22 protein-coding genes and 3 pseudogenes are annotated in these 24538 nt (G+C 73.6%); 4 read left to right on the top strand and 21 right to left on the bottom strand.

What is annotated here, in order from left to right; all coding sequences use genetic code 11:
• Positions 1 to 128, top strand: a pseudogene (locus FYW95_RS29000) (DNA gyrase C-terminal beta-propeller domain-containing protein); the annotation flags it as partial.
• A gap of 54 nt (positions 129 to 182) precedes the next feature.
• Here the strand turns inward: FYW95_RS29000 and FYW95_RS25135 are convergent.
• The 10 genes and pseudogenes from FYW95_RS25135 to FYW95_RS25175 all read right to left on the bottom strand — a co-directional run.
• Positions 183 to 1061, bottom strand: a pseudogene (locus FYW95_RS25135) (NADP-dependent oxidoreductase); the annotation flags it as partial.
• A 75-nt stretch (positions 1062 to 1136) separates the two neighbouring features.
• Entirely contained in the window at positions 1137 to 1847 is a 711-nt protein-coding gene (locus FYW95_RS25140) for a type 1 glutamine amidotransferase (RefSeq protein ID WP_160050917.1), read from the bottom strand.
• A gap of 9 nt (positions 1848 to 1856) precedes the next feature.
• Positions 1857 to 3113, bottom strand: a complete 1257-nt coding sequence (locus FYW95_RS25145) for a Mur ligase family protein (RefSeq protein WP_159944239.1) — start codon at positions 3111 to 3113, stop codon at positions 1857 to 1859.
• 90 nt (positions 3114 to 3203) lie between these two features.
• Positions 3204 to 5318: a hypothetical protein gene (locus FYW95_RS25150; RefSeq protein ID WP_201295035.1), complete on the bottom strand. Its 2115-nt coding sequence runs from the start codon at positions 5316 to 5318 to the stop codon at positions 3204 to 3206.
• A 419-nt stretch (positions 5319 to 5737) separates the two neighbouring features.
• Positions 5738 to 6043, bottom strand: coding sequence for a DUF1416 domain-containing protein (locus FYW95_RS25155; RefSeq protein WP_159944238.1), 306 nt, complete (start codon positions 6041 to 6043; stop codon positions 5738 to 5740).
• Positions 6040 to 6885 carry a sulfurtransferase gene (locus tag FYW95_RS25160; protein ID WP_159944237.1) on the bottom strand — a complete coding sequence of 282 codons (846 nt, stop codon included), beginning with the start codon at positions 6883 to 6885 and terminating at the stop codon, positions 6040 to 6042. The genes FYW95_RS25155 and FYW95_RS25160 overlap by 4 nt, the downstream gene beginning before the upstream one ends.
• A 462-nt stretch (positions 6886 to 7347) precedes the next feature.
• A complete protein-coding gene (locus FYW95_RS29005; RefSeq protein WP_352983320.1) occupies positions 7348 to 7434 on the bottom strand; it encodes a putative leader peptide in 87 nt (28 codons plus the stop codon).
• A gap of 95 nt (positions 7435 to 7529) precedes the next feature.
• On the bottom strand, positions 7530 to 7868 hold the full coding sequence (locus tag FYW95_RS25165) for a TlpA family protein disulfide reductase (RefSeq protein WP_159944236.1): 339 nt from the start codon (positions 7866 to 7868) through the stop codon (positions 7530 to 7532).
• 70 nt (positions 7869 to 7938) lie between these two features.
• Complete coding sequence (locus tag FYW95_RS25170; RefSeq protein WP_159944235.1) at positions 7939 to 8637, bottom strand: LmeA family phospholipid-binding protein; 699 nt, start codon at positions 8635 to 8637, stop codon at positions 7939 to 7941.
• 226 nt (positions 8638 to 8863) lie between these two features.
• Complete coding sequence (locus tag FYW95_RS25175; RefSeq protein WP_159944234.1) at positions 8864 to 10003, bottom strand: putative quinol monooxygenase; 1140 nt, start codon at positions 10001 to 10003, stop codon at positions 8864 to 8866.
• A gap of 265 nt (positions 10004 to 10268) precedes the next feature.
• Here FYW95_RS25175 and FYW95_RS25180 point away from each other — a divergent pair, with 265 nt between their 5' ends.
• Positions 10269 to 11066 carry an HAD family hydrolase gene (locus tag FYW95_RS25180; RefSeq protein ID WP_159944233.1) on the top strand — a complete coding sequence of 266 codons (798 nt, stop codon included), beginning with the start codon at positions 10269 to 10271 and terminating at the stop codon, positions 11064 to 11066.
• A 106-nt stretch (positions 11067 to 11172) separates the two neighbouring features.
• Here FYW95_RS25180 and FYW95_RS25185 read toward each other — a convergent pair whose 3' ends face one another.
• From FYW95_RS25185 to FYW95_RS25205, 5 genes are all read right to left on the bottom strand, one after another.
• A complete protein-coding gene (locus tag FYW95_RS25185; protein ID WP_159944232.1) occupies positions 11173 to 12114 on the bottom strand; it encodes an NAD-dependent epimerase/dehydratase family protein in 942 nt (313 codons plus the stop codon).
• Positions 12115 to 12344: 230 nt separating this feature from the next.
• Positions 12345 to 12443, bottom strand: coding sequence for a 30S ribosomal protein bS22 (locus FYW95_RS25190; protein ID WP_013155353.1), 99 nt, complete (start codon positions 12441 to 12443; stop codon positions 12345 to 12347).
• A gap of 219 nt (positions 12444 to 12662) precedes the next feature.
• A complete protein-coding gene (locus FYW95_RS25195) occupies positions 12663 to 13298 on the bottom strand; it encodes a histidine phosphatase family protein (RefSeq protein WP_159944231.1) in 636 nt (211 codons plus the stop codon).
• Positions 13299 to 13335: 37 nt separating this feature from the next.
• Positions 13336 to 14631 (bottom strand): glutamate-1-semialdehyde 2,1-aminomutase, encoded by a 1296-nt coding sequence (hemL, locus tag FYW95_RS25200; RefSeq protein WP_159944230.1) that lies wholly within the window; start codon positions 14629 to 14631, stop codon positions 13336 to 13338.
• Positions 14632 to 14735: 104 nt separating this feature from the next.
• Positions 14736 to 15440, bottom strand: a complete 705-nt coding sequence (locus FYW95_RS25205) for a phosphatase PAP2 family protein (protein WP_159944229.1) — start codon at positions 15438 to 15440, stop codon at positions 14736 to 14738.
• Positions 15441 to 15688: 248 nt separating this feature from the next.
• Between FYW95_RS25205 and rraA the strand changes: the two genes are divergently transcribed.
• Positions 15689 to 16177, top strand: a complete 489-nt coding sequence (gene rraA / locus FYW95_RS25210; RefSeq protein WP_159944228.1) for a ribonuclease E activity regulator RraA — start codon at positions 15689 to 15691, stop codon at positions 16175 to 16177.
• A 459-nt stretch (positions 16178 to 16636) separates the two neighbouring features.
• Here rraA and FYW95_RS25215 read toward each other — a convergent pair.
• Positions 16637 to 17638: pseudogene (locus tag FYW95_RS25215) on the bottom strand (MFS transporter); the annotation flags it as partial.
• 65 nt (positions 17639 to 17703) lie between these two features.
• Between FYW95_RS25215 and FYW95_RS25220 the strand changes: the two are divergent.
• The gene (locus FYW95_RS25220) at positions 17704 to 18297 is read left to right on the top strand and encodes a TetR/AcrR family transcriptional regulator (RefSeq protein ID WP_159944227.1); all 594 of its coding nucleotides are present in this window, start codon (positions 17704 to 17706) and stop codon (positions 18295 to 18297) included.
• Positions 18298 to 18439: 142 nt separating this feature from the next.
• Here FYW95_RS25220 and FYW95_RS25225 read toward each other — a convergent pair whose 3' ends face one another.
• From FYW95_RS25225 to FYW95_RS25245, 5 genes are all read right to left on the bottom strand, one after another.
• Complete coding sequence (locus tag FYW95_RS25225; RefSeq protein ID WP_159944226.1) at positions 18440 to 19093, bottom strand: bifunctional DNA primase/polymerase; 654 nt, start codon at positions 19091 to 19093, stop codon at positions 18440 to 18442.
• Between the two features lie 94 nt (positions 19094 to 19187).
• Positions 19188 to 20186 carry a porphobilinogen synthase gene (hemB, locus tag FYW95_RS25230; RefSeq protein WP_159944225.1) on the bottom strand — a complete coding sequence of 333 codons (999 nt, stop codon included), beginning with the start codon at positions 20184 to 20186 and terminating at the stop codon, positions 19188 to 19190.
• A 41-nt stretch (positions 20187 to 20227) separates the two neighbouring features.
• Positions 20228 to 21907, bottom strand: a complete 1680-nt coding sequence (locus tag FYW95_RS25235) for a bifunctional uroporphyrinogen-III C-methyltransferase/uroporphyrinogen-III synthase (RefSeq protein ID WP_159944224.1) — start codon at positions 21905 to 21907, stop codon at positions 20228 to 20230.
• A gap of 89 nt (positions 21908 to 21996) precedes the next feature.
• Positions 21997 to 22989 (bottom strand): hydroxymethylbilane synthase, encoded by a 993-nt coding sequence (hemC, locus tag FYW95_RS25240; RefSeq protein ID WP_159944223.1) that lies wholly within the window; start codon positions 22987 to 22989, stop codon positions 21997 to 21999.
• Positions 22986 to 24488, bottom strand: coding sequence for a glutamyl-tRNA reductase (locus FYW95_RS25245; protein ID WP_159944222.1), 1503 nt, complete (start codon positions 24486 to 24488; stop codon positions 22986 to 22988). Before FYW95_RS25245 ends, hemC begins: the two co-directional genes overlap by 4 nt.
• Positions 24489 to 24538: the final 50 nt, after the last annotated feature.

Genomic DNA, 24538 nt, shown 5'->3' on the forward strand with positions numbered 1-24538 from the left:
TCGCCGAGGAGGACGTGGTCGTCACGATCTCCCGCGGCGGGTACGCCAAGCGCACGCGCATCGACAACTACCGCGCCCAGAAGCGCGGCGGCAAGGGCGTGCGGGGGGCCCAGCTCAAGCAGGACGATGCCGCGGGTGCGACCGGTCTGGCTCAGACGCCAGGCCTCCGCCGTCTCGGCGAGCGGGAACACGCGGTCCACGTGCACGGTGAGCTTGCCGTCGTCGGCCAGGCGCGCGAGTTCGGCGAGGTCGGCGGAGTCCGGCCGGACCCACAGCCAGTGGCCGCCCGCCTGCTGGACGTCGGGGTCGGTGATGGACACGACGCGCTCGGGGGCGCTCACCAGGGGCAGCGACCGCTCGGCCACGCCGCCCCCGACGAGGTCGAGCACCGCGTCGACCCCCTCCGGGGCCAGCGCCCGGACCCGGTCGTCGAGGCCGTCACCGTAGACCACCGGTTCGGCCCCCAGGGACCGCAGGTAGTCGTGGTTGCGCTCGCTGGCGGTGCCGATGACGCGGGCGCCCAAGGCGGCGGCGATCTGCACGGCGAAGGAGCCGACCCCGCCCGAGGCGGCGTGGACGAGCACCGTGTCACCGGAGCCGATCCCCGCCCGCCGGACGGACTGCAGGGCGGTGAGCCCGGCGAGCGGGACACCGGCGGCCTGCTCCCAGCTCAGTGAGGCGGGCTTGGGCGCGAGCATACGCACGTTGGCCGACACGAGTTCGGCGTAGGTGCCGTTCTTGGCCCAGTCCTTGCGCAGGTAGCCGTAGACCTCGTCGCCCACCCGGTACTCGTGCGCGTCGGGTCCGACCGCCTCGACCACCCCGGCCACGTCCCATCCGGGTACGAGCGGGAAGCCGCTCTCCATGAGGGGGTCGAGCCCGCCGGCGGCGAGCTTCCAGTCCACGGGGTTGACCCCGGCGGCCCTCACCCGGATCAGGACCTCGCTCGGGGCGACCTTGGGTTCGGGCAGCTCCGTCAGGGCCAGGTCGTCGGCGGATCCGTACTGTTGCAGTGCGATTGCCTTCATGCACGCAACAGCAAGCGGCCCCCGGCGGTTCATTCCTCGACACGCCCCCGGGGTGGGAAACGCCACGCGGGTCCGGCGGGAGGCCTCCCGTCGGACCCGCGGACGGGGTCAGCGCAGGGCCGCCGCGAGGCGCTCCTCGTGCAGGCGCTCCCCCCAGGAGGGAGGGAGCGGCGGCAGCTGGCCCACCCGCCAGCGCAGCAGCAGGTCGGCCAGCTCCGGGTTGCGGGGCAGGGCGGGGCCGTGCAGGTAGGTGCCCAGCACCTGCCCCTGGTAGGCGCCCTCGGTGCGGTCGTCGTTGCCGATGCCGCGCACCGTGGTGGACAGCGGCTTGGCCGCCGGGCCGATGGCCGTGCGGCCCTGGTGGTTCTCGAAGCCGGTGATCCGGCCCACGCCCAGGGCGGGGTCCACGTCCGCGACGATCTCGCCGACCGCGCGGGTCTGTCCGCGCCCGCTGCGGATGTCGAGGATGCCCACGCCCGGGAGCGGGTTGGCCTCGTCGTCGCCGTAGGACTCGCCGATGATCTGGTACCCGGCGCAGACCGCGAAGACGCAGGCGCCGTGGGCCGCGGCGCGGGCCAGACCGCCGTCGGCGCGCAGTCGCTCGGCGGCCAGGATCTGCGGCCGGTCCTCGCCGCCGCCGAGCAGGTAGATGTCACCCTGGTCGGGCACGCGGTCACTGGAGTGGACGTGCACGACCTCGGTGGGGATGCCGCGCAGCTCGGCCCGGCGCTTGAGGATCAGGACGTTGCCCTGGTCCCCGTAGGTGCTCAGCAGGTCGGGGTAGATCCACACGATCCGCAGGGCGCTGGTGTTCGTCATGGGTCTCTCCTACTGGACGCGGCCGTAGGCCGTGCGGATCTGCTGGAAGGCGGTGTAGTTGGCGATCAGGTCGACCTTGGTGATGTCGGGCTGCTCCTGCTTGAGGCGGCCCAGGACCTCGTCCACCCGGTCGGCGACCTCGAACTGGACGCCGTCGGTCTCCAGGCGCAGCGCGAGGTCGGTGCGGCGCTCGCCCATGACGAACACGCGGCGGCCGCGCAGCACCGTGTAGTCCACGTCCCACAGCCAGGAGGTGTCCTTGCCGTCCGGGATCTGCGCGTTGACCGCGAGGATCACCGGGGTGCGGGGCGGGTCCAGGACCGCGAAGGACTCCAGCCACCCGGCCGGGTTCTTGGCCAGCAGGAGCCGGACCTCGACGCCCATGGTGACCACGGAGGTGTAGCGTCCCGCGACCGAGGTGATCTCGCGCAACCGCTCCACGGTGCGCTCGGGGTGGATGCCGTACCCGGCGGCGGTCGCGGCGGCGATCGCGGCGTTGGAGCGGTTGGCGTCACCGGGCAGGTTCAGCCGCAGCTTGATGCGCTGGCCCTCCGGGGTGACCAGGGTGTCGGACTCGTTGTCCACCGACCAGCTGGTCTGGGGCCGGGCCAGGCCGCACTCGGGGCACTCCCAGTACGGGTCCACGTCCCGCTTGAGGTGGCCGCCGCACTCGGGGCAGCACCAGGAGTCCTCCTTCCAGCGCTGGCCCGCGGAGACCCAGGTGGCGTTGGGCGCGCCCAGGCCCGCCCAGGCCACGAGGGGGTCGTCGGCGTTGGCGATGACGTGGGTGCTGCCCTTGCCCAGGGCGGTGCGCCACTTCTTGGCGAGCAGGTTGATCTCCGAGGCGCGGTCCATCTGGTCGCGGCTCAGGTTCATGAGCACGACGAACGCGGGCTGGGTGGCGAGCAGCACCTGGGGCAGGTACTTCTCGTCGACCTCCAGCACCCCGTTGACGGCGGACCGGTTGTCCGACAGCGCCGTGATGTGCCCGGTGGGCATGTTGGCGCCGTACTCGTTGGTGGCCACGTCACCGAACTCGCGCAGGGCCTGGGCGATGAGCCGGGTGGTGGTGGTCTTGCCGTTGGTCGCGCTGACCAGGGCGAGCCTGCGGCCCCGGGCGAGCTTGGCGAGCAGGTCGGGTTCGACCTTGAGCGCCACCCGGCCGCCGATCACGGAGCCGTCTCCCCGTCCGGTGGCACGGGACAGGCTGGCTGCGCTCCTTCCCAGAACCGATGCCAGTTGGGCGCGCAGGGGAAGCTCGCTCATCAAATCTCCAGAAGTGCTGGATCACCCGCGCCGGTCGCTCCTGGGAGGCGGCGGGCGATGTGTCGGGCCAAGCCTATTGTCCACCCCGGATCAGACCCGCCAGTCCAACCGCTCCGGCGGTGGTCCCAGGTTGGGCGGCACCCGGCCGTCGGTCTCCGCGGGAGCCGAGGCCAGCCCCGCGGGGTCGGAGGAGTCGGGGGCCGCGGCGCGAGGACTCCCGGCACGCCTTCCGCTCCCCGTTCCGTCCCCGCTCGACGCGTTCTCGTGGCCAACGTCTGGTTTGGTGCCGGTGTTCCGGGAGTCGTCCACCGTGGCGAGAGTGGCTGTGGACAGGGTGAGAATACCCGGGTTGGTGTCGGCGAGCACAGGACCGTCGGGGGTCAGGACCAGCGCGGCGGTGGAAGGAAGCGCGCGGAGCGACTCCGCGTCCAGGCCGCAGGTGCGCACCGGCGGCTCCTCCCCGCCCGTGGCGCTGGCCGGGACGTCGGCCCCGTCGGCCCGGGCGGTGGCCCTTCCCCAGGCGGTGGCGGATCTCACATGCCGGACCAGGTCCAGGGGGGCTATCGCCGCCGCGGCGTTGCGGATCACCGCCCCGGAGTCGGTGTGCGGGGAGGGGAAGAACCGGTCGTCGGAGGCCACCTCCGCGTCGGGGTCCCCCTCGTCGGCGGGAACCGCGTCGGCCACGGCCTCGCCGACCCCCTCCGTGAGGCGGTGCAGCCGCAGCGCGTCCTGGTCGCGGTCGGCCGCGCCGGGCATCCGGGCGACGGCACGCGCGACGGCCTCCGCCCCCTCGTCCTGGCGCATGACGACCGGCAGGCAGGAGGGGTCGGGAAAGCGCGAGAGCGCGGCGGGGGCGGCGGTGCGGAACATGAGGACGACCTCCACCCCGCCTTCGGCCGCCGCGGCGAGGACCTGGTCGACCTCTCCGGCGGGCAGGGTCTCGGCGCCGCAGACCACCACGGTGCGGGTGCGGTCGGGACGCACCCGGGGGCGGCGGCCGTCCACGCCCCGGGGCGGCTCCGGAGCCTCCAGCAGCTCGCTGAGCGCGGAGACGGCGTAGGTGCCGTAGAGGCGGGCGGCGTCCCGACCGGAGGCCCGGTCGATGGAGATGATCTTGATCTGGGCGTACCCGGCGTCGTCCGCCCGGGTGCCGACGGCCTCGAAGGGGCTGAGCCGGCGCTCCAGCTCCCAGGCGCGCTTTCGGACGTCGGCGCCGCCCGCGCAGCGCTCCCGGACCCGGACCCGCTGGTCGGGGGTGAGCAGGGCGAGCGCGGGGTCGTCCTCGGCGGCGTCGTCCGCGGGGGTCAGGAGGGCCCGCAGGCCGCCGATGAGCTCGGCGATCCCGGCGCGCTGCCCCAGGACCTCCAGCAGCCGCAGCAGGAGGGTCTCGTCGGCGTCGGCGTCGTCGGTGGCGCCGGAGGCCGCCGCGACGGCGGAGAGGATCCGGGCGCGCTGGCCCGCGTCGAGGTTGGTGCCCAGGGACATCCGGGGCAGGTCGGCGGGCAGCACCCAGCGGCGCGGGGCCACGGCGCAGCGGCGGGCCAGGTTGACGAGTTCTCGGACCACGGAGCGGCCGGTGAGGTCGACGACGGTCAGGTCGCCCCCCTCGCGCAGCCGGGAGACGCCGACCGTGGTGAGCAGGGCGGACCACCCGGCCTCGTCGCCGCCGACCACGAGGACGGTGCCCGCGCCGGAGGTCACCCCGTACCAGAGCGGCTGCGCCTCGTAGGCGCGGGCGGCCGCCTGCCACTCGGTGTACCTGCGGGCGTGCTCGCGCTGCTGTTCGCGCAGGGCGCGGTCGCGCTCCTCGCGTTCGGCGGACAGGCGCTCACGGGCCCTGGCCAGGCGTTCGGCGACGACCTGCCGGCTCTGGACCAGGGCGAAGGCGATGGGCGCCGCGATGGCGGCGCAGGCGAACACCCCGCCGACGGCGAAGCTGCCGGGGAGGATGCGCAGTGTCCACAGGAGGGGGAAGAGGAGGGCGAACAGGGCCAGCCCGGCCAGGGCGAAGTAGAGGGGGCGGTTGGTCTGGGCCTCCCTCTCGCGCTCGGCGGCGATCCACTCCTCGCCGAGGGTCTCGGCGTCGGATGGCGTGGGGCGGCGCGGAGCCGGACCCGGGGGCGGCAGGAGCACGGTGTGCCGCCAGCCGACGTAGGTACGCGCGGTCTCTCCTCCTGATGCGCCGCCTGACCGGGGGGTGGGCACCGTCCGAACACCTCCTGTCCGGCCGCGGGAGCGGCCGGGGACTCGTCCACGCGGCGCTCCGGCCGGGACCGGAGCGCGGGCGGCGCGGTGGCGCCGCCCGGCGTGCTTGCCACGGCCCAGCCCGGACCGGCAGCGGACACCGGTTGCGGCCGCGTATCGGGAGGGAAAGGCCGTCAGAGCCAGTGAAGCAGGGCCGCGCGGCGCTTTCCAGCCCCGCCGCGGACCTGTGGAAAAGCCCGTCAGACGCGGTGCGCGCGCACGCCGCCTTCCGACCCGCCGTCCCGGTCCGGCCGGCCCCTCGCGGCGGCGTCCCCCCGCCGGGCGGGGGACGGGACTCGACCCGCACACGCGCGGGGCGCCGGTACCGGACGGTTCCCCGTCGGCACCGGCGCCCCGCGCCACGTCTGGGCCGTGCGCCCCTAGGCCTGGACCCGCAGGTCGATGACCTTGCCCACCTGGGCCTCGACCGCGTACTCGGCGGTGAAGCCCCCGGAGGCCAGGACGCGCACCTTCCAGGTGCCGTCGGCGGCGAAGAAGCGGAACGTGCCCTCCTCGCCGGTGGCCACCTCGCCGACGAAGTCGTCGGAGGAGTTCAGCAGCCGGGCGTAGGCCCCGCTCAGCGGCTGGCCGTCCCGGGTGACCGTACCCTGGATGACCGCCTGGTTACCGGCGTCGACGTCGGCGAGGGCGACCCCGCCGACCGGTGCTCCGCAGCTGTCGCTCACTTGGCCTCAGCCTCTCCCAGCTCGACCGGGACGCCCACCAGGGAGCCGTACTCGGTCCACGAGCCGTCGTAGTTCTTGACGTTCTCCAGCCCCAGGATCTCGTGCAGGGCGAACCAGGTGTGCGAGGAGCGCTCGCCGATGCGGCAGTAGGCGATGATCTCCTTGTCGAGGTCCACACCGGCCTCGGTGTAGAGCTCGCGCAGCTCCTCGGCGGTCTTGAAGGTGCCGTCCTCGTTGGCCGTCTTGGCCCACGGGATGTTGCGCGCGGTCGGGATGTGGCCGGGGCGCTGTGAGGTCTCCTGCGGCAGGTGCGCGGGTGCGAGCAGCTTGCCGGTGAACTCGTCGGGCGAGCGCACGTCCACCAGGTCCTTGGAGCCGATGGCCTGGACGACCTCGTCGCGGAAGGCTCGGATCGAGGAGTCCTGCTCCTTGGCGGTGTACTGGGTGGCGGGCCGCTCGGGAACGTCCTTGACCAGCTCGCGGGAGTCCAGTTCCCACTTCTTGCGGCCGCCGTCCAGCAGGCGGACGTTGTCGTGGCCGTAGAGCTTGAAGTACCAGTACGCGTAGGCGGCGAACCAGTTGTTGTTGCCGCCGTACAGGATGACCTGGTCGTCGTTGCCGATGCCCTTGGCCGACAGCAGCTTCTCGAAGCCCTCGCGGTCCACGAAGTCACGGCGGACCGGGTCCTGGAGCTCCGTCTTCCAGTCGATCTTGACCGCGCCGCGGATGTGTCCCTTGTCGTAGGCGGACGTGTCCTCGTCGACCTCGACCAGGACCACGTTGTCGTCATCCAGGTGAGCCTCCACCCAGTCGGCGTCCACGAGGACGTCGGAGCGGCTCATAGGGAACCTCCTGTGTTTCTTGTGCGGTGTCGCGTGTGCTGGTCTGTGCTCCCGGGAACAGCGGACCCGGGGCGCGGGGGGTCGTTCCGTTCCCCCCGGAGCCGTGGGGCGGTGGCCCGGTGCGGCGCGGGAAGGGACGGTGAGGTGTGCGGGGGCGGCGCGGGGCCACCGGAGGGCCGCGGGCCCGCCGGGCGTGCGAGGGGTCCGGGACGTACGAAGCCGGTGGGGACGGGGCCGGAGGAGGACCGGGAGAACCGGCGGACCGGCGCGGCCGTCGGGGCGGGTTCCCGGGGCGTCCGGGTCCTGCCGTCGTCGGGGGCCGCGGTCGGTACGGGGGCGTCCGGGGCAGGGATCAGGCTCTGCCCGTGAGGGTCGACCTGCATGGCGTGATGTCCCCAGCTGCGTACACGGAAGAGGTACCAGTCGCACGGTGGGAGCGCGGGGCGGGAGGCCCCGTCCGCCCTAGGGACACAGACAGAGCGCGGCGGCGACGCGGCAGAAGTCCACTGCCCGTCGCTTCGTCAGATACGCGCTCGTCAAGGAAGTCACACCCAGACGCTACAGCCCTCGTCAGGCTTTTGTCACGGGTGGGGTGGATCACAGGGAGGATATCCGCCCCGGTGGGGCGTTTGCCGGAACCCGCCTCAGAGGACGGCCGCGCCGAGCGCCGCGATGACGTCGGCCCGGCGGGGCTGGCCGCTGGCCCGGCGCACGATCCGGCCGGAGGCGTCCAGGACCAGGACGGCGGGCGTGGCCGTGATCCCGAGGCGCCGGACGAGGTCGAGCCGGGACTCGGCGTCCACCTCCGCGTGCACCACTCCCCCGACCATGCCCGCGACCTCGTCCAGGATCCGGCGGGTGGCCCGGCAGGGCTGGCAGAAGGCCGTGGAGAACTGCACCAGGGTGGCCCGCTCCCCGAGCTCGGCACCGATGTCGCGGGCCGTGAGGACCCCGTCCTCCCCCTCCCGCCGCGGTCGCGCCATGTCGCCTCCCTCTCCCGTGCGCCGGGGCCACCGCCGCCGGACGTTGCGGGGCGGTGGCCGTCCGGAGCGGTCAGGCCGCCTCGGAGCCCATGATCGGAACGTCCTGGGCGCTGGCGCTGACCCGCACGCCGCTGGCCGTGGCCTCGATGTCGGTGATGGTCAGTCCGAAGGGCATCTGGGGGGTCTGCGCGCTGAAGGTGAGCATCCCCGCGGCCATGCCGCTGACGTCGACCGGCGCGTCGCCGACCTGGACGTCGACGGGGGTCACGGTCACGGTGTCGCCGTCCACCGCGAACTCGCCCGCCGCGCTGACCGAGGTGCTGATACCGAACTCCGGGAAGGCCAGCTCGCCGGTGATCCGGGGCTCGCCGCCCTCCGTGGTGATGGTGATGCCCTCGGGCAGGTAGGCGTTGAAGTAGGAGTAGGGGACGGTCAGGGAGCCGTCCAGCTGCCCGGCCACCACGCTGGGCTGGTCGATCAGGTCGGCGGGGGGCGCGTCGACGTCGCTGGCGGTGACGTCGATCTGCTCGACGGTGATGCCGTCCATGGTGGCGGAGGCCGCGGTGATGTTGATCTCGGAGTAGGTCCCGCTGATCGCCTGGGGCAGGAAGGCCCAGCCCTCGATGGACACCTCCGGCTCCTCGTTGGTCTGGAACTGCTCCGCCACCCGGCTCGCGATCATGTTCTGCGCGAAGCCGCGTGCCGCGATGTCGGCGACGACCACCAGGGCCGCCAGGAGGACGAGGAGGATGACGAGGAACTTACGCATCGGAAATCCCAGCACACTTTCTTTCGTTCCGGCGCGCTCGCGGCTGGGTCGTCCCGCCGATCGTGGTCACACGCCATCGGCGTCCGACGGACGCCGGTCATGAAAAACCTGTAGGGAAGGGTACTTCACCCGAGGTGGGACGCCGGGAGCCACCTGGTGGTTCGTCCCGCCCGGGGGTTCGTCCCGGTTCGGGACGTCGTCGGGGCGCCGGCCGCGCGGTCCTCGCTCAGCGCGGCATCAGCATGGCGGCGAGGCCGTCACTGGCCGCCGCGCCGGAGAGGGAGAGCTCGATCACGTTGGTGGCGACCACGTACTGGGTGCTCAGGCGGGAGAACTCCAGCACGTGCGGCTGCTGCTCGTGCTCCTCCTGGGCCAGCTCGTCGCGGTAGATCGCGTAGACGATGCGCTGCAGCGGGGCGCTGGGCACCGTGTGGCAGGCGAACAGCAGGGTGTCGGGCTCCCGGCTGGAGACCTGGGCCACGACGGCGTCGGCGAGGCGGTCGAAACCCGGTCCGCGGCCCTCGGCGAGCGTGTAGATGGTGATGACGCCGCGCAGCTTGGCGGGCGGCGCCTGGCGGACCGGCGGACCGTCGTAGTAGTCGTCGTAGGGGTCGGCGGTTCGACGCTTACGGCGCACGGGCTCCTCCAGGAGGTCGTCGTCGAGGTCCTCGTCCGCGTCGTCGTAGTCGTCGTAGTCGTCCTCGTCGTAGGGGTCGCGCCGGGGGCGGGCGGCCAGGGCGGCCGCCCCCCACAGGGCGGCGACGGCGCCGAGCATGAGCACCGGCCCCATGGCTCCCAGGCCGAGGCGGCCGACGAGGACGGAGAGCAGCGCGGCCAGCGCCACCAGACCCAGCACCGACAGGTCCGTCGTCCGGTTGGCGGAGGCGCGTCTGGCGACCGCGGCGAGCGCGGTGACGAGGAGGACAGTGACGAGGATCTGCGCGGCGTTGACGAGGAAGCGCGGGATGAGGTCGTAGTGGTCGCCCAGGGCGGGGTAGGAGTCGCCGAAGCGGGTACCCACCCGGTCGACGAACAACACCACCAGGGGAACGATGGTGAACGCGCTGAGGAACAGGCGCGAGGTGAACCGGCCGCGCGGTGAGCGGACGCCGTACTCCAGGGCGCCCCAGGCCATGTAGAGCGGGCCGATGAGGCTGATGCCGATGTGCAGCAGCCGGAAGGTGGGCCCGCCGAAGTCGAACATCGCCCCGACCACGCCCGCGCTGAGGCCGACCGTGACACCCAGCGCGGCGACCAGCCAGCCGGCGGCGGCCACACCGGGACGGCGCTGGGCGTACGCGGCAAGCGCGGCGGTGGCGCTCCAGCCCACCAACGCGCTTATGAATGCCAGTCCTACCGTCACCATCCCGACAATGATGCTGCACGTTAGCGGGTGGATGTGCACTCGGTACGGATATGCGGGGTTCGTTTGGGACGAGATCCCGCAGAGTGCGGGGCACGACCGGGGCCACCACTGTGACCTTCATCACCTGGTTTGCCGTCACATCCCAGCCGCCACACTCGACCCGTGGAGGGCCTTAGGCTCGCACTACGCGGGGAGCGCCGCCCCGGCGCCGGAGGCCCGCCCGCACCGGAGGGACCGCCTCCTCCGCCCGAGCCAGGAGAGAACCGTGTCACACGACGCCGCGCCCCCGCCTCCGAACGGCCGCGGGGCCGCCTTCTTCGACGTGGACAACACCCTGATGCGGGGTGCGTCGATCTACCACTTCGCCCGGGGCCTGGCCTCCCGTGACCTGTTCACGACCCGCGACCTGATGCGCTTCGCGTGGGGGCAGACGGTGTTCCGCGTGACCGGGAGCGAACAGCCCGAGCACATCAACGCCGCGCGCGAGGCCGCGCTGGCCTTCGTGGCGGGCCATGACGTGAACGACCTGGTCGCCCTGTGCGAGGAGATCTACGACGACACCATGGCCGACCGCATCTGGGAGGGCACCCGGGCCCTGGTCCAGGCGCACCTGGACGCGGGGCGGCCCGTGTGGCTGGTGACGGCGACGCCGGTGGAACTGGCCCAGATCATCCGCAGACGGCTGGGGCTGACCGGTGCGCTGGGCACCGAGGCCGAGAGCATCGACGGGGTGTACACCGGCCGCCTGAACGGGGACCTGCTGCACGGACCGGCCAAGGCGGTCGCGGTGCGCGAACTCGCCCTGGAGGAGGGCTGGGACCTCGCCTCCTGCTCGGCCTACAGCGACTCCTCCAACGACCTGCCGCTGCTGTCCCTGGTGGGGCGGCCGCACGCGGTCAACCCCGACGCCGATCTGCGCCGGTACGCGCGCACCCACGGCTGGCCCGTGCACGACTTCCGACGCCACCGGGCCGCGCTGCGGGTGGCCGTACCGGCCGCCATGGCGGGAGCGGTCGCAGGGGCGGTGGCGATGCGCGCGGTCAAACACCGCAGAACGGTCTGAGAGGCACACGGTCCCCCAGGGCCCGCCCGGCGCCCACCCGAAGGCGCCCAGAGGCCCTGACGCGCTCCCACGGCGGTTCTCTGGGGGAGAAACCAGGCGAAAGCGCTCAGCGCCCCAGCGTGGACCTGGCGAGCACGATCACGTGGATGGGGCGCAGACCGCCGCGCGAGGAGGTAAGGCCGGAACGGCGGCTGTCCGCGTAGGACTCGAAGGCCTCCGCGGAGGTGTAGGCGGGGGACCAGTCCAGCACGCGCTCCAGGGAGCCGGAGTCCATCCCTGAGGTGTCCAGCCCCGCGCGCACGGCGCGGGAGGCGCTGGAACTCGCGTAGTCGATCCGGCCGTGCCTGGCCAGCCCGCGCAGCATCCGCAGGCCGCGCGCGGGAACGGGCAGGCGCTGGCCGCCGACGCGGCGCAGGCAGTGGGAGAGCGGGACCGCGTCCGCGCCCGCCACGTCGAAGAACCCGGTGCCGTCGCTGAGCGCCATGCGCACCAGCGCCTCGACGCCGTCGTCCTCGTGCAGGAACTGCACGTGCGGGTCCCGGCCGAGCACCGTGGGAACGAAGCGCGAGTCCAGGTAGCGCGTGAGGGGGGTGCTCACCGAGGGGCCGATGAGGTTGGCGAACCGCAGCACGGCCACCGACAGGTCGGGGCGGCGGCGCTGCAGGCCGCGGGTGTGCCGCTCGACCTCGGACGCGTCGTCGGCGTCCAGGGTGGCGGTGGAGCGCACCACCAGGCGGCGGACGGTGGAGGAGCGCTGGGCCGCGCCGAGCACCCGCATGGTGCCCAGCACGTTCTCCTCGCGGTTGGGGCTGCCCTGGTTGTCCAGCCCCAGGTGCAGGACGAGGTCGGCTCCGGAATCGGTGACGATCCGGTCCAGACTCCCGTCGTGCAGGTCGACGTGGGCGTACTCGAAGCCCTCGGAGTCCGCGGGCGGCGGCGAGGAGTCGGCGCCGATCACCCGGCGCACGCCGGGCTCCTCGCCCAGGGTCTGCGCGACCCGGGCGGCCAGGGGGCTGGAGACCCCGGTGACGAGTACGACACGAGCCATGGCGACACGCTTCCTTGGAAGGAGGCAGGATCTGTTCCGGCGGGTCCGCGGACCGTTCACCCCGAGGGTGAACCGGCGACCGCGACCCGTGAGACACAACAGTGCCTCACCCAGAAAATTCCTTTGACACGGCGGAGGGCCGCGCAAGGACGGCGGTGTCTCCGCGTCCGGGGGCGTGCTCGGTGCGCGCCCGCAGCCCGCGGAGAGACGACGTTCGCCGCGACCCCGCCCTACTTCTTGTTGCGGCGCGCCACACGCGTGCGCTTGAGCAGCTTGCGGTGCTTCTTCTTCGCCATCCGCTTGCGGCGCTTCTTGATGACGGAACCCATGGGATCACCTTCTCGCTGACGAGAGTTACGGACATGCCGAACCGCTGAGCGGTGCAAACCGGCAAGGGGCTCGGATGCGGTCACTGGCCCGCTGGGCACCGACGCGCTCGGAGCACGAGACGGCCGGTGCGACCGGGACGCACCCGGGGAGGGCCGCGCTGCAGAGCGCACCCACCGCACCCGAAGCCCCAGCTTACCGTGGCGGGTGCGCGCTCGGGATCACGCCCCGGGGAGCGGAGGCTCGTCCTTGTACAGAACGGCGGCGGGCTCGGCGTAGCTGACGCTGGTCAGCCGCTGTTCGGTGAAGGTCAGCGAGGTCACGCTCGCCAGGTTGCACTCGCGCAGGTCCGGGCGGTGCCACAGGCGCCTGCCCTCGGCGGCGCGGCGCGCCATCCAGATCGGCAGCTGGTGGCTGACGCACACCGCCTCGCGCCCCCAGGCGGCGCGCCGGGCGACCTTGATGGCCTCCACCATGCGGGCGACGATCTCGCTGTAGGGCTCGCCCCAGGACGGCAGGAAGGGGTTGTAGACCCGGCTGAAGACACGGGGGTCGCGCACAGAGCGCCGCGACAACGCCATGCCCTCGAACTTGTTGGCCGCCTCGATGAGCCGGTCGTCCAGGGTGACGGGCAGCCCTGTGGCCTTCTGCAGCGGGACGGCCGTCTCCTGGGTGCGGTCCAGCGGCGAGGAGAACAGGGCGGCGATGTCGTGCCCCTCGAACCAGTCGGCGGCCATCTCCGCCATCCGCTGTCCCCGGTCACTGAGGTGGAAGTCCGGAAGCCTTCCGTAGAGCACCTTGGCCGGGTTGTACACCTCTCCGTGTCGCATCAGGTGCACGACGGTGGTCGTCGTCATCGTGTGTCTTTCCCTCGGGATCGTGGGCGGTGCGGGATCAGCCCTGGGCCTCGGCCGCCGCCCGGGCGGCCCGGGGCAGCGCCGACACCACCCTGTCGACGGCGGTGTCGTCGTGCGCGGCTGAGAAGAACCACGCCTCGAAGGCCGCGGGCGGCAAGTACACGCCCTGGTCGAGCATGGCGTGGAAGAACGCGGAGAAGGCCCTGGTGTCCGTGGTGCGCGCGGTGTCGAAGTCGATGACGTCGCGGTCGGTGAAGAACACCGTGAAGAGGCTGCCGCCGCTCTGGACCCGGTGGGCGACCCCGGCGGCGTCCAGGGCCTTGGAGACCTCGGTCCGGACCTGCTCGGAGACCTGGTCGATCCGGGCGTAGACCTCGGGCGTGGCCCCCCGCAGGGTGGCGAGTCCGGCGGCGGTGGCCAGCGGGTTCCCGGACAGCGTACCCGCCTGGTAGACGGGGCCGGTGGGGGCCAGCCGGTCCATGATCTCGGTCCGGCCGCCGAACGCGGCGGCGGGCAGACCGCCGCCCATGACCTTGCCGAAGGTCATCAGGTCGGGGGCGACCCGTTCCAGGCCGTACCAGCCCGAGGCGCTGACCCGGAAGCCGGTGAGGACCTCGTCGAGGACGAGCAGGGCGCCGTTGGCGTGCGCGATCTCCTTGAGCCGGGCGTTGAACCCGGGCCGGGGCGGGACCACGCCCATGTTGGCGGGGCAGGCCTCGGCGATGACGCAGGCGATCTCCTCGCCGTACTCGGCGAAGGCCCGCTCGACCGCCTCGGTGTCGTTGTAGGGGAGCACCAGGGTGTCGGCGGCGCTGGCGCCGGTCACGCCCGGGGAGTCGGGCAGGGCGAAGGTGGCCAGCCCCGATCCGGCGGCGGCCAGGAGCGCGTCGACGTGGCCGTGGTAGTTGCCCGCGAACTTGATGATCTTGCTGCGCCCGGTGAAGCCGCGCGCCAGGCGGATCGCGGACATGGTGGCCTCGGTGCCGGAGTTGACCAGGCGGACCTTCTCCACCGGGGTGCGGCCGACGATGAGCTCGGCGAGCTCGACCTCGCCGGGGGTCGGCGCGCCGTAGGAGGTTCCGGCCTCCACCGCGCCGTGCAGGGCCTCCCTGACGGAGGGCGCGGCGTGCCCGAGGATGAGCGGTCCCCAGGAGCAGATGAGGTCGACGTACTGGCGGCCGTCGGCGTCGGTGAGGTAGGGGCCCTCACCCCTGACGAAGAAGGGGGGAGTGCCTCCGACCGCGCCGAAGGCGCGCACCGGGGAGTTGACGCCTCCGGGAACGGCGGCGGAGGCGCGTTGGAAGAGCTCTGCGGAAGTCTGTTGAGTACCCACACCACCAGTGTGTCAGCTGTGTCCGGTCGCGGTACCGTGACCCGCCCCGCCGCACCGCAGGTCGCCGCCCCGCCCCGGGGAGGGGCGGGGCACGCGGGGGGCTTTCAGACCCCGGCGGCGCGGGAGTCCGCGGGGGCGTCGGGGCCGGAGCGGGGGGCTGCGACCGCGGGGAGGGGGCGGGTGGCCGCCGTCGGCGCGTGCGGCCGGTCGGCGCGCACGAGGGGCCGCAGGCGTGTGTCGCGGGCGATCCGGTCCACGAGTCCGGTCATGGGGCCGGAGGCGGCCAGGGAGACCAGGACGGCGACGGCGGCGCCGAGCAGGAGGCCGACGGTGACGTCGTGCGGGTAGTGGGCGCCGACGAGGACCCGGGAGAAGGCCTCCAGGGCGGCGACCGGGACGGCCACGACGGCGGCGCGCCGCCAGGCCAGGACCGCAGCGGCCGCGGCGGCGCCGGCGATGGCCGAGTGGTTGCTCGGGAAGGACCAGTCACCGATCGGGTCGCACGTGGCGATGGTGGCCAGGTCGGTCATGGCCTGGCAGGGCCGCATCTGTTCGAAGAAGGACTTCACCGTGCGGCTGGCCAGGTAGGCCGCCACGGTGGCCACCGGGGCGAGCAGCGCCAGGCCGACCAGACGCGGGTGCTCGGAGCGGGCGCGCCACCAGGCGGCGAGGAAGAGGACCGCGAACACGCCGAGGAGGAGGTCGGTGCCCGCGTGGACGGCGCTCTGCGCCCATGGGGGGAGGTCCGCCGCGGACTCGATCACGGACCGGGACCAGGCGGCGCTGACGTCGAGGATCTCGGAGACCATCTCTCTCCAGGAGGTCGTACGGGGAGGGCCGCGTGCGCGGAGTGGGAGCGGGCCACGTTACGCCGGGAGATGACGGAACCCTCACGGGTTGATGACGTGAAAGCACACATACTGTCATCAAAACGGACGCTCAAAGTCCCCGAAGCGGGCACACCGACGAAAGAGAAAGGCGAGACCGACGAAGGGGTCGCGAGTACCCACGAGTAACTTGAGGAGGGTCCACCCGCTCTCCCGAGACCGGAGCTGTCATGACCTCGAACTTCTCCACGGCGGACCTCATCGACGACCACGGCGACACCCTGCGCAGCTGCTCCACGCAGTTCCGCCAGTACGGCGGACGCACGGTGTTCTCCGGCCGGATCCGCACCGTCCGGTGCCACGAGGACAACGGGCTGGTCAAGCAGGTGCTGAACACCCCCGGGGAGGGCGCCGTGCTGGTCGTGGACGGCGGCGGCTCGCTCCGGTCCGCCCTGATGGGCGACATGATCGCCGAGGCCGCGGTGGCCAACGGCTGGGCCGGGGCGGTCATTCACGGGGCCGTGCGCGACACCGTGGCCCTGGGCCGCCTGGACCTGGGCATCAAGGCTCTGGGCTCCAACCCGCGCAAGTCGCTCAAGGACGCGGCCGGTCGCCTGGACGTTCCGGTGACCTTCGGCGATGTCACCTTCGTCCCGGGCGAGTGGCTCTACAGCGACGAGGACGGCGTGGTCGTGAACGCCGAGCGGATCAGCCCCTGATCCGGGGCACGGGGCGGAGGGGGCGCCGCGGCGCCCCCTCCCGCACGGCCGTACCGGGGCCCGTCTCCGGGGTGTGTACGCCCTGCCGCACGACGCCCCGGCACAACGTTCGCCGCGTCCGCGTCCTCTACCGGATCGTCCCCGAGTGCGCCGGTGCGCGAACGCCCCTGCCCGTGAGCCAGAAGGACCTGGCCATGCCTGCCCTCCTCGGTGGCAGAGCACGCACCGAGGAGGAGTTCCGAGAACTGGGACGGCGGGCGTCCCTGTGCCTGGCCGAGATCGTTCCGGCCCCGGCGGCGGGGCTGTACCTGCCGGAACACCGGCCCGCGGGGTGGGGCTCCCCGCGGCGGCCGGGACCAGGCCGGGGCTCATGACGGCCGCCGCACCTCCGAGCGCTCCGCCCAGGGCCGCCCCGACGTACACCGAACTGCTGTGCACGGCCATGGCCTGCGAGGCGGCCCGCGCGCCCGCCCGGTCGAGCATGAGCGTCTGCAGGCTCGGCGGCACCGCCCATGCGGCGGCCGACCAGACCATGAGCAGGGGCACCACCGCCCACACGGGTACCGGGGCCGCCAGCCACAGCAGGGCCAGGGAGGACATTGTCAGGCAGAAGAGCACGACGGCGCACAGGAAGGCGCGGAGCGGCCCGAGGCGGTCCACCAGGCGGCCCGACGCCTGTGTGCCGAGCAGGCCGCCGACGCCGGAGCACACCAGCAGCACGGCCAGCAGAGCTGGGGTGACACCGGAGAGCCCGGAGAGGATGACCGCGATGTAGGTCTGGAAGGCGAGGTTTCCGGCCACGGTCAGGACCGTGATCGCGAGGATGACGGCCACGGTCCGGTTGACCAGCGGCTGGACGAGGCCCGTCAGGGTCTGGTGCTCCTCGTCGGCACCGTCCGATCCCGCGGGCAGGGCACGGGCGGCGAGCACGAGGGAGGCCAGCCCCAGGAGTCCGCCGAGCACGAAGGTCGCCTGCCAGTCCAGAAGGGCGCCGATCCATGTTCCCAGGGGGACTCCGATCAGGATCGCGCCGGCCAGGCCCATCATGACGGTGGCCGGGTAGCGGCCCCTGCGGTCGGGCGGGGCCCGGGTGCTCGCGATCGCCAGGCAGGTGGGCAGGACCACCGCCGCGGCGAGCACCGCCACGGTCCGCAGGGCCATGAGCGGGAGGTAGCCGTCGACGAGCAGGACGGCGGCGTTGGCGACCGTGAACACGGCCAGGGCCCAGAACAGGGCACGCCTGCGGGGGATCCGGGCGAACAGGACCGCCCAGAGGGGAGCGGTGAGCGCGTAGACGAGGGAGTAGGCGGTGACGAGCTGTCCGGCCGCGGCCTCCGGCACGTTCACGTCGGAGGCGATCGACGGGAGCACGCCGATGATGACGAAGTCGTCGGTTTGGACCGCGAAGGCGGCCAAGGCCAGGGCGAGGAGCCACACGGGAGGCCGCGGGAAACCACTCATGAAATAAGGGTAACGACTGTTTCCCTTATCTGTGTGCCACAGTGACCTTCCGGAGGTGGGGCGCCATGCCACGAATCGCGGACCCGCGCCGTCGCCAGGACGTCGTCGACGCGGTGATCGGCCAGCTCGCCCGTACGGGCATCGGCAGCTTCTCACTGCGGGCTCTGGCCGAGGGGCTCGGGCAGAGCACGCGTGTGCTCACCCACCACTTCGCGGGCAAGGACGCCCTCGTCGCCGCCGTCCTGGAGCGGCTGGACGAACAGCAGCACGAGGCCCTGCGCGCCACCCCCGGCTGGGACGACCCCTCCGTGCCGGTCAGCGCCATCGTCCGCTCCGCGTGGGAGCGCAACCTCGGCTCCGGCGAGGTGGCCACGACCCGGCTGGTCCGTGAGATCGAGGGCCTGGCCGCCAGCGGCAGGCTTCCGTGCCCGGTGCCGGGTTTCGTCCGCGGGCGCGCGGAGTTCGTCGCGACGTGCCTGGTCGCGCGCGGCCTGGACCGGGAGGCGGCGCTCGTGTACGCCACCATGCTCAACGCCGCTTTCGCCGGACTGGAGACTGACTTCCTCATGACCGGCGACCGCGAGCGAACCGAGGCCGCCCTGGAGGACCTGTGCGCCTGGATCGACTCCCGCGTGGCCGCAGCGCGACTCGACCGGTGAGCCGGGAGGCTCGTCCCAAGGGCCGCGGGGGACCGGGCGGATCAGGGTGGCGAGCCCGCCGACCGCCGCCGTTCTCCGCGTTGGTGATGGCCGAATCGGCTCTGCTGAGCTCCCCCGGGCATCGGCACACCTGTTTGCCGTACTAGGACGCGAACTCCTCGCTGGCGTCGGACAGGATGTCGAGCACCGCGATCGGGTCGGGGAGTACCACCGAGCCGTCCGCGTCGCGGGGGCTGCGGATCCAGGAGACCCGTCCCTCGGAGGGCAGCAGCGAGGGGGCGCCGAGCACGAAGCTGTCCCGGCAGTGCCAGCGCAGGCCCGGCATCTCCTCCACGCCCTCGGGGACGCAGTCCAGGTGGCAGGACCACCACTCGTCCTCGTCCACCGGCGAGCGGGTGGCCACGAAGAACAGGTAGCGGGAGGACTCCACCGCAGCGACCGGGCCCGCGGGCAGGCCCGAGCGGCCCATCCGGGCCAGCGCCATCACGCCCGCCTCGCGCGGTACGTCGAACACGTCGAAGACCCGGCCGGTGGGCAGGATGATGTTCGCCCGCGGGGTGGCCGTCCACCACCGCCGGATGGTGCCGGCGTCGGTGCTGGCCTCCACGCCCCAGGCCATCGTCACCGGGTGCGCCGCCGGGTCCGGACAGCCCATGCGGTCACAGCTGCACGCGCGGTCCCGGCCCGGCGAGGTGCCGCGCGCCACCGGCCAGCCCAGCCGGGCGTAGCCCAGCGCGGCCTCGAGCATGGTGTCCGTCGCGGGACGACGCTTACGTCGGTACAGAACCTCGGCCATGGAGCCTCCCCGGTGATCCTCGTGGTACGGGCGCGGCCTCGCGGTGGTGGAGGCCCTGCCCCCGGAGACCGCGACCGGGACGTGGGCCCTGTCGCTATCGCAGCAGGCGGGCTGCCTCCGTCGCCCAGTAGGTGAGGATCTGTTCGGCACCCGCGCGGCGGTAGGAGGTCAGCGTCTCCAGGATGACGCGCTCCCGGTCCAGCCAGCCGCGCTCCGCCGCCGCCTCGATCATGGCGTACTCGCCGCTGACCTGGTAGGCCGACACGGGCACCGGTGAGGCCTCGGCCACCCTGGCCACGATGTCCAGGTAGGCCAGGCCCGGTTTGACCATCACCATGTCGGCCCCCTCGGCCACGTCCAGGGCGACCTCGCGCAGCGCCTCGCGGGCGTTGGCGGGGTCCTGCTGGTAGCCGGAGCGGTCGCCGAACTGGGGAGCGCCCTCGGCGGCCTCGCGGAAGGGCCCGTAGAAGGCCGAGGCGTACTTGGCCGCGTAGGCCAGGATCGGCACCTGCTCGTGCCCGGCGCGGTCCAGCCCGGCGCGGATGGCCGCCACCTGGCCGTCCATCATGCCGCTGGGCGCCACCACGGCGGCGCCCGCCTCGGCCTGGGCCGCGGCGACGGAGGCGTACCGCTCCAGGGTCAGGTCGTTGTCCACGTGCCCGTCGGCCCGCAGCGGTCCGCAGTGGCCGTGGTCGGTGTACTCGCACAGGCACAGGTCGGCCATGACCACGATGTCGTCGCCGACCTCGGCGGCCAGGTCGCGCAGGGCCACCTGGACGATCCCCTCGGGGTCGTCGGCGGCCGAGCCCCGCGCGTCCTTGTGTCCGGGGATGCCGAACAGCATCAGCCCGCCGACCCCGGCCGCCGCGGCCTCGTGGGCGGCCTTGCGCAGGCTGTCCCGGGTGTGCTGCACCTGGCCGGGCATCGAGGAGATGGCCACCGGCTCGGAGATGCCCTCCTTGACGAACATCGGCAGGACGAGGTTCTCCGGCAGCACCCGGTTCTCGGCGACCAGGCGGCGCAGCGCCGGTCCGCGGCGCAGGCGGCGCGGCCGGACGGCGGGGAAGGCGGCGTCGTTGCTGGAGGCGGTCATCACGGGCTCCCGGTGGAGGTTCGTGCGGTGGGCGGGCGGGGTCAGAGCTTGCGGCGGCGTCCGCGCCGCTTCTGGCTGGGCTTGAGGGCGGGCTTGCCCGCCTCGAGGGCTTCGCGCCTCTTCTCGGCACCGTACTCCGCCAGGGCCTCCGCCAGGGCGGAAACGGAGGTCCGGGGTGCCACGACGTCGACGCGCAGGCCGAACTCGATGGCGGTCTTCTCCGTCTCGGGACCGATCACGGCGATGGCGGTGGTGTTGTGCGGCTTGCCCGCGATCCCCACCAGGTTGCGCACCGTGGAGGAGGACGTGAACAGCACCGCGTCGAAACCGCCGCCCTTGATCGCCTCTCGGACAGGCGCGGGCGGGGGCGCGGCGCGCACGGTGCGGTAGGCGGTGACGTCGTCGACCTCCCAGCCGAGCTTGTCCAGGCCCTCGGAGAGGGTCTCGGTGGCGATGTCGGCGCGCGGCAGCAGCACGCGCTCGATCGGGTCGATCTCGGCGTCGTAGGGCGGCCACACCCCCACCAGGCCCGCACTGGACTGCTGGTCCCCGGGCGGCGCCAGGTCGGGCTGGATGCCGAACTCGCGCACCGCCCTGGCGGTGGCCTCGCCGACGACGGCGACCTTGACCCCGGCGAAGGCGCGCGCGTCCAGGCCGTAGGACTCCAGGCGCTCGCGGATGGCCCTGACCGCGTTGGCGGAGGTGAAGGCCACCCACTGGTAGCGGCCGGTGACCAGGCCGCGGACGGCCCGCTCCATCTGCTGCGGGGTGCGCGGCGGCTCCACGGAGATGGTGGGCACCTCCTCGGGCACCGCGCCGTAGCCGCGCAGCTGCTCGGACAGGGCCGCGGCCTGCTCCTTGGTGCGCGGCACCAGCACGCGCCAGCCGAAGAGCGGCCGGGTCTCGTACCAGGACAGCTCGCCCTGGCGGGCCGCGGCGGGCCCCACGATCATGAGCGCGGGCGTGGTGGCGTGGTGTCCCTTGGCGTCCTTGGCCTTGAGGTCCGCCACCAGGCGGGCCAGCGTGGAGGTGACCGTGGTCTGGCGTGTGGTGCCGCCCGCACGCACGACCGACACGGGGGTGGTGCCGGGACGGCCGCCCGCGACGAGGGCCTTGCACAGCACGTCGAAGCCGGGGCCCTGGTGCTCGGGCGCCTCACCGGCGGGCGCGTCGGCGCCCAGGACCACCAGGGTGGCGCCGCTGGCGGCGGCCTCGTGCCAGTCCAGGTCGACCCGGCCCCGGGCGTTGAGCACGCGCACCTCGGGGTGGTCGGCGTCCATCAGGGGAATGCCCGCGAAGGTGGGGACCGAGGTGACCGCGGAGACGCCGGGGGCGACCTCGACCTCCACCCCGGCCTCGTGGCAGGCGGCGACCAGCTCGGCGCCTCGGCAGCCGAAGAACGGGTCGCCCGAGTACAGCCGAACCACCCGCAGCCCCTCACGGGCGCGGGCCACCGCGAGGGCGTTGACGTCGCCGCCGCACTCGCCCGCCTCCACCACGGAGACGTCCTCGGAGCAGTGGGAGAGGAGCTCCTCGCGGAAACCGGAGAGCTCCTCGGCCGCGGGCTCGCGCAGCGTGATGACCACGTCGGCGCGGCGCAGCAGCTCGGCGCCGCGCAGGGTCAGCAGATCGGCGTCGCCCGGCCCGGAACCGACCAGGGCGACGTGCCCGGACCCGCTGCGGCGCGGCTCCTCCGGTTGGGGGTTGGCGTTGGCGTTCACGTACTGGCTCCTCTGTGTGGGTCGCCCGCGCCCCGGTGCGCGGTATCCGGGGCGGTGCGGTACGGCGGGCTCCCGCCGTGGGCTCCTGGTTAGGGTGTGTCCCTCTCCGCGAAGGCCTCCGCCACGATGCGGTCGGCTCCCTCGGCGATCATCCGGCGGGCCAGGTCGCGCCCCAGGGCGGTGGCGGCGGCCAGGTCCGCGGGCGAGTCGAGGTCGACGGTGCGCTCGCGGCGCACCGCGCTGGACCCGTTGGTGGCGACCACGGCGGCGCGCAGGTTCAGCCGACCGGACTCGGCGTCGTAGCGGGCGTAGGCGCCGACGGGGGCGGCGCAGCCGGCCTCCAGCTCGGCGAGCACGGTGCGCTCGGCGGTGACCTCGGCGCGGGTGGCCGGGTGGTCGACCGAGGCCAGGTAGGCCAGGTCGCCGTCGCGGCGCTCGGCGGCGCACTCCACTGCGAGGGCGCCCTGGCCGGGTGCGGGCAGCATCTGCTCGGGCTCGAAGACGTCGGTGGCGTCGTCGAGGCGGCCGACGCGGCCGAGCCCGGCGTAGGCGAGGACGACGGCGTCGAGCTCGCCGGAGGCGACCTTGCCCAGACGGGTCTCGGCGTTGCCGCGGATGGGCACGTAGGTCAGGTCTGGGCGCAGAGCGGCGAGCTGGGCCACGCGGCGCGGGGAGCCGGTGCCGACCCGGGCCCCGGCGGGCAGGTCGGCGAACTTGAGGCCGTCGCGGGCGCACAGGGCGTCGCGGGGGTCGTCGCGCTCGGGGACGGCGGCCAGCACGAGCCCCTCGGCGGGGGCGGTGGGAAGGTCCTTGAGCGAGTGGACCGCGAAGTCGATGGTGCCCGCGTGGAGCTCGTCGCGCAGGGAGTTGACGAACACGCCGGTGCCACCGAGCTGGGTCAGGTGGGCCTTGGTGACGTCGCCGAAGCTGGTGATGAGCGTGAGCTCGATCGCCTGTCCGGTGCGCTCGGTGATGGCGTCGGCGACCATCCGGGACTGGCTGGTGGCCATGGTGCTGCGGCGGGTGCCGAGCCGGGCGGGGTTGCCGGAGGCGGACGCGCCGCCGGCGGGCGTGCCGGTCATGCCTTCTCCTGGGCGGTCGGTGCCGCGGTGGCGGGGTCCTCCGGGGCCGCGAGGGCCTCGGGGGACCCGGGGTCGAGTGCGAAGAGCTCCCGCAGGGCCGCCTCGTAGGACTCCCCGTCCGGCGCGGCGGCCAGTTCCTTGACGCGCACGGTCGGCCGGTGCAGGAGCTTGTCGGCGACGCGGCGCATGGCGCGGGTGATCTCCTCGCGCGTGCGGTCGTCGAGGTCCTCGGGGAGACGGCCGTGCAGGCGGGCCAGCTCGGCCTCCACGACGTCCCTGGCCTGGGCGCGCAGGGCGACGACGGTGGGGGTCACCTGGGAGGCGCGGCGGACCGCGCGGAACTCGGCGACCTCCTCGTCGACGATGCCGCGCACGAGCGTCAGCGCGCCGCCGCGCCCGGCGGCGCCGGCGGAGCCGGTGGCGGCGGCCTGGCGCAGGTCCTCGATGTCGACCAGGTGCGTGCCGGGCAGCTCGCGCACGGCGGGGTCGATGTCGCGGGGCAGGGCCAGGTCGAGGAAGACGAGGGGGCGGGCGCGCCCGGCGCCGGCGGCGGCCACGGCGTCGGCGGTCAGCACCAGGCCCTGGGCCCCGGTGCAGGAGATGACCAGGTCGACCTCGGCCAGGGCGTCGGCGGCCCCGTCGAAGGGGACGGCGCGGGCCTCGACGGTGTCGTAGGCCTCGGTGAGGCACTCGGCGAGGCGGGCGGCGCGCTCGAAGGTGCGGTTGGCCACCACGACGGCCGCCGCGCCCTGGCGGCAGACGGTGTTGGCGGACAGGGCGCTCATGGACCCGGCGCCGAGGACGAGGACACGGACGCCCGTGAGGGGGCCGCGGGCGGGCCGGGCGAGGGGGGCCTCGTCGGTGTCGCCGGGGACCTGGGACATGGGGCAGCCCGCGGGGGGCACCGCGCCCACGGCCTGGACGGTCTGGTCGGCGGTGGTCCCGGGGGCGCCGGTCGGGCCGAGGTTCAGGCCGCCGCGGGCGACGGTGAGGCCGAAGCTGACCATGTCGGCGCCCGCGTGGTCCAGGTGGGTCTCGGTGTGGGCGCGCTTGCCCACGCGCAGGGCGCGCTGGCCCAGGTCGTTGAGGACGCGGCCGACGGAGCCGCTCTCCTGGCCCTCCTTGAGGGCGTCGCGGACCTGGCCGAGGATCTGGCCCTCGCCGACGACCATGGAGTCCAGGCCGCAGGTGACGGAGAACAGGTGCTGGACGGCCCGGTCCTCGTAGTGCACGTACATGTGCTCGGAGAGCTCGCCGAGCGGCACGCCCGTGTGCCAGGACAGGAGTTCGGTGATGGCCGTGACGCCGCCGTGGAAGGCGGAGACGTCGGCGTAGACCTCGGTGCGGTTGCAGGTGGAGACCACCATGACCTCGTTGACGGACTCGGAGCCGACCATCTCCGCGACCGCCCTGGCCCGTGTCTCCCCGTTCAGTACGACGCGCTCGAGTAGCGCCACCGGCGAACTCCGGTGGCTCAACCCCACGGCCAGGACACTCATCCGCATTCTCCTATGCAGGTCCTACACAGCGTCTTCGTGTGCCGCGGGGG

The organism is Nocardiopsis sp. FR4 (assembly GCF_009830945.1).
Lineage (GTDB): Bacteria > Actinomycetota > Actinomycetes > Streptosporangiales > Streptosporangiaceae > Nocardiopsis.

Bases quoted from the DNA above. Each gene is read 5' to 3' on its own strand.
- FYW95_RS25145 (WP_159944239.1), bottom strand. From the start codon at position 3,113: ATGAGCGAGCTTCCCCTGCGCGCCCAACTGGCATCGGTTCTGGGAAGG.
- FYW95_RS25190 (WP_013155353.1), bottom strand. From the start codon at position 12,443: ATGGGTTCCGTCATCAAGAAGCGCCGCAAGCGGATGGCGAAGAAGAAG.
- FYW95_RS25165 (WP_159944236.1), bottom strand. From the start codon at position 7,868: ATGGCGCGACCGCGGCGGGAGGGGGAGGACGGGGTCCTCACGGCCCGC.
- FYW95_RS25225 (WP_159944226.1), bottom strand. From the start codon at position 19,093: ATGGCCGAGGTTCTGTACCGACGTAAGCGTCGTCCCGCGACGGACACC.
- FYW95_RS25175 (WP_159944234.1), bottom strand. From the start codon at position 10,003: ATGGTGACGGTAGGACTGGCATTCATAAGCGCGTTGGTGGGCTGGAGC.
- FYW95_RS25205 (WP_159944229.1), bottom strand. From the start codon at position 15,440: ATGGTCTCCGAGATCCTCGACGTCAGCGCCGCCTGGTCCCGGTCCGTG.
- FYW95_RS25140 (WP_160050917.1), bottom strand. From the start codon at position 1,847: ATGACGAACACCAGCGCCCTGCGGATCGTGTGGATCTACCCCGACCTG.
- hemB (WP_159944225.1), bottom strand. From the start codon at position 20,186: ATGACCGCCTCCAGCAACGACGCCGCCTTCCCCGCCGTCCGGCCGCGC.
- hemC (WP_159944223.1), bottom strand. From the start codon at position 22,989: ATGACCGGCACGCCCGCCGGCGGCGCGTCCGCCTCCGGCAACCCCGCC.
- FYW95_RS25245 (WP_159944222.1), bottom strand. From the start codon at position 24,488: ATGAGTGTCCTGGCCGTGGGGTTGAGCCACCGGAGTTCGCCGGTGGCG.
- FYW95_RS25170 (WP_159944235.1), bottom strand. From the start codon at position 8,637: ATGCGTAAGTTCCTCGTCATCCTCCTCGTCCTCCTGGCGGCCCTGGTG.
- rraA (WP_159944228.1), top strand. From the start codon at position 15,689: ATGACCTCGAACTTCTCCACGGCGGACCTCATCGACGACCACGGCGAC.
- FYW95_RS25160 (WP_159944237.1), bottom strand. From the start codon at position 6,885: ATGAGCCGCTCCGACGTCCTCGTGGACGCCGACTGGGTGGAGGCTCAC.
- FYW95_RS25185 (WP_159944232.1), bottom strand. From the start codon at position 12,114: ATGGCTCGTGTCGTACTCGTCACCGGGGTCTCCAGCCCCCTGGCCGCC.
- FYW95_RS25195 (WP_159944231.1), bottom strand. From the start codon at position 13,298: ATGACGACGACCACCGTCGTGCACCTGATGCGACACGGAGAGGTGTAC.
- FYW95_RS25220 (WP_159944227.1), top strand. From the start codon at position 17,704: ATGCCACGAATCGCGGACCCGCGCCGTCGCCAGGACGTCGTCGACGCG.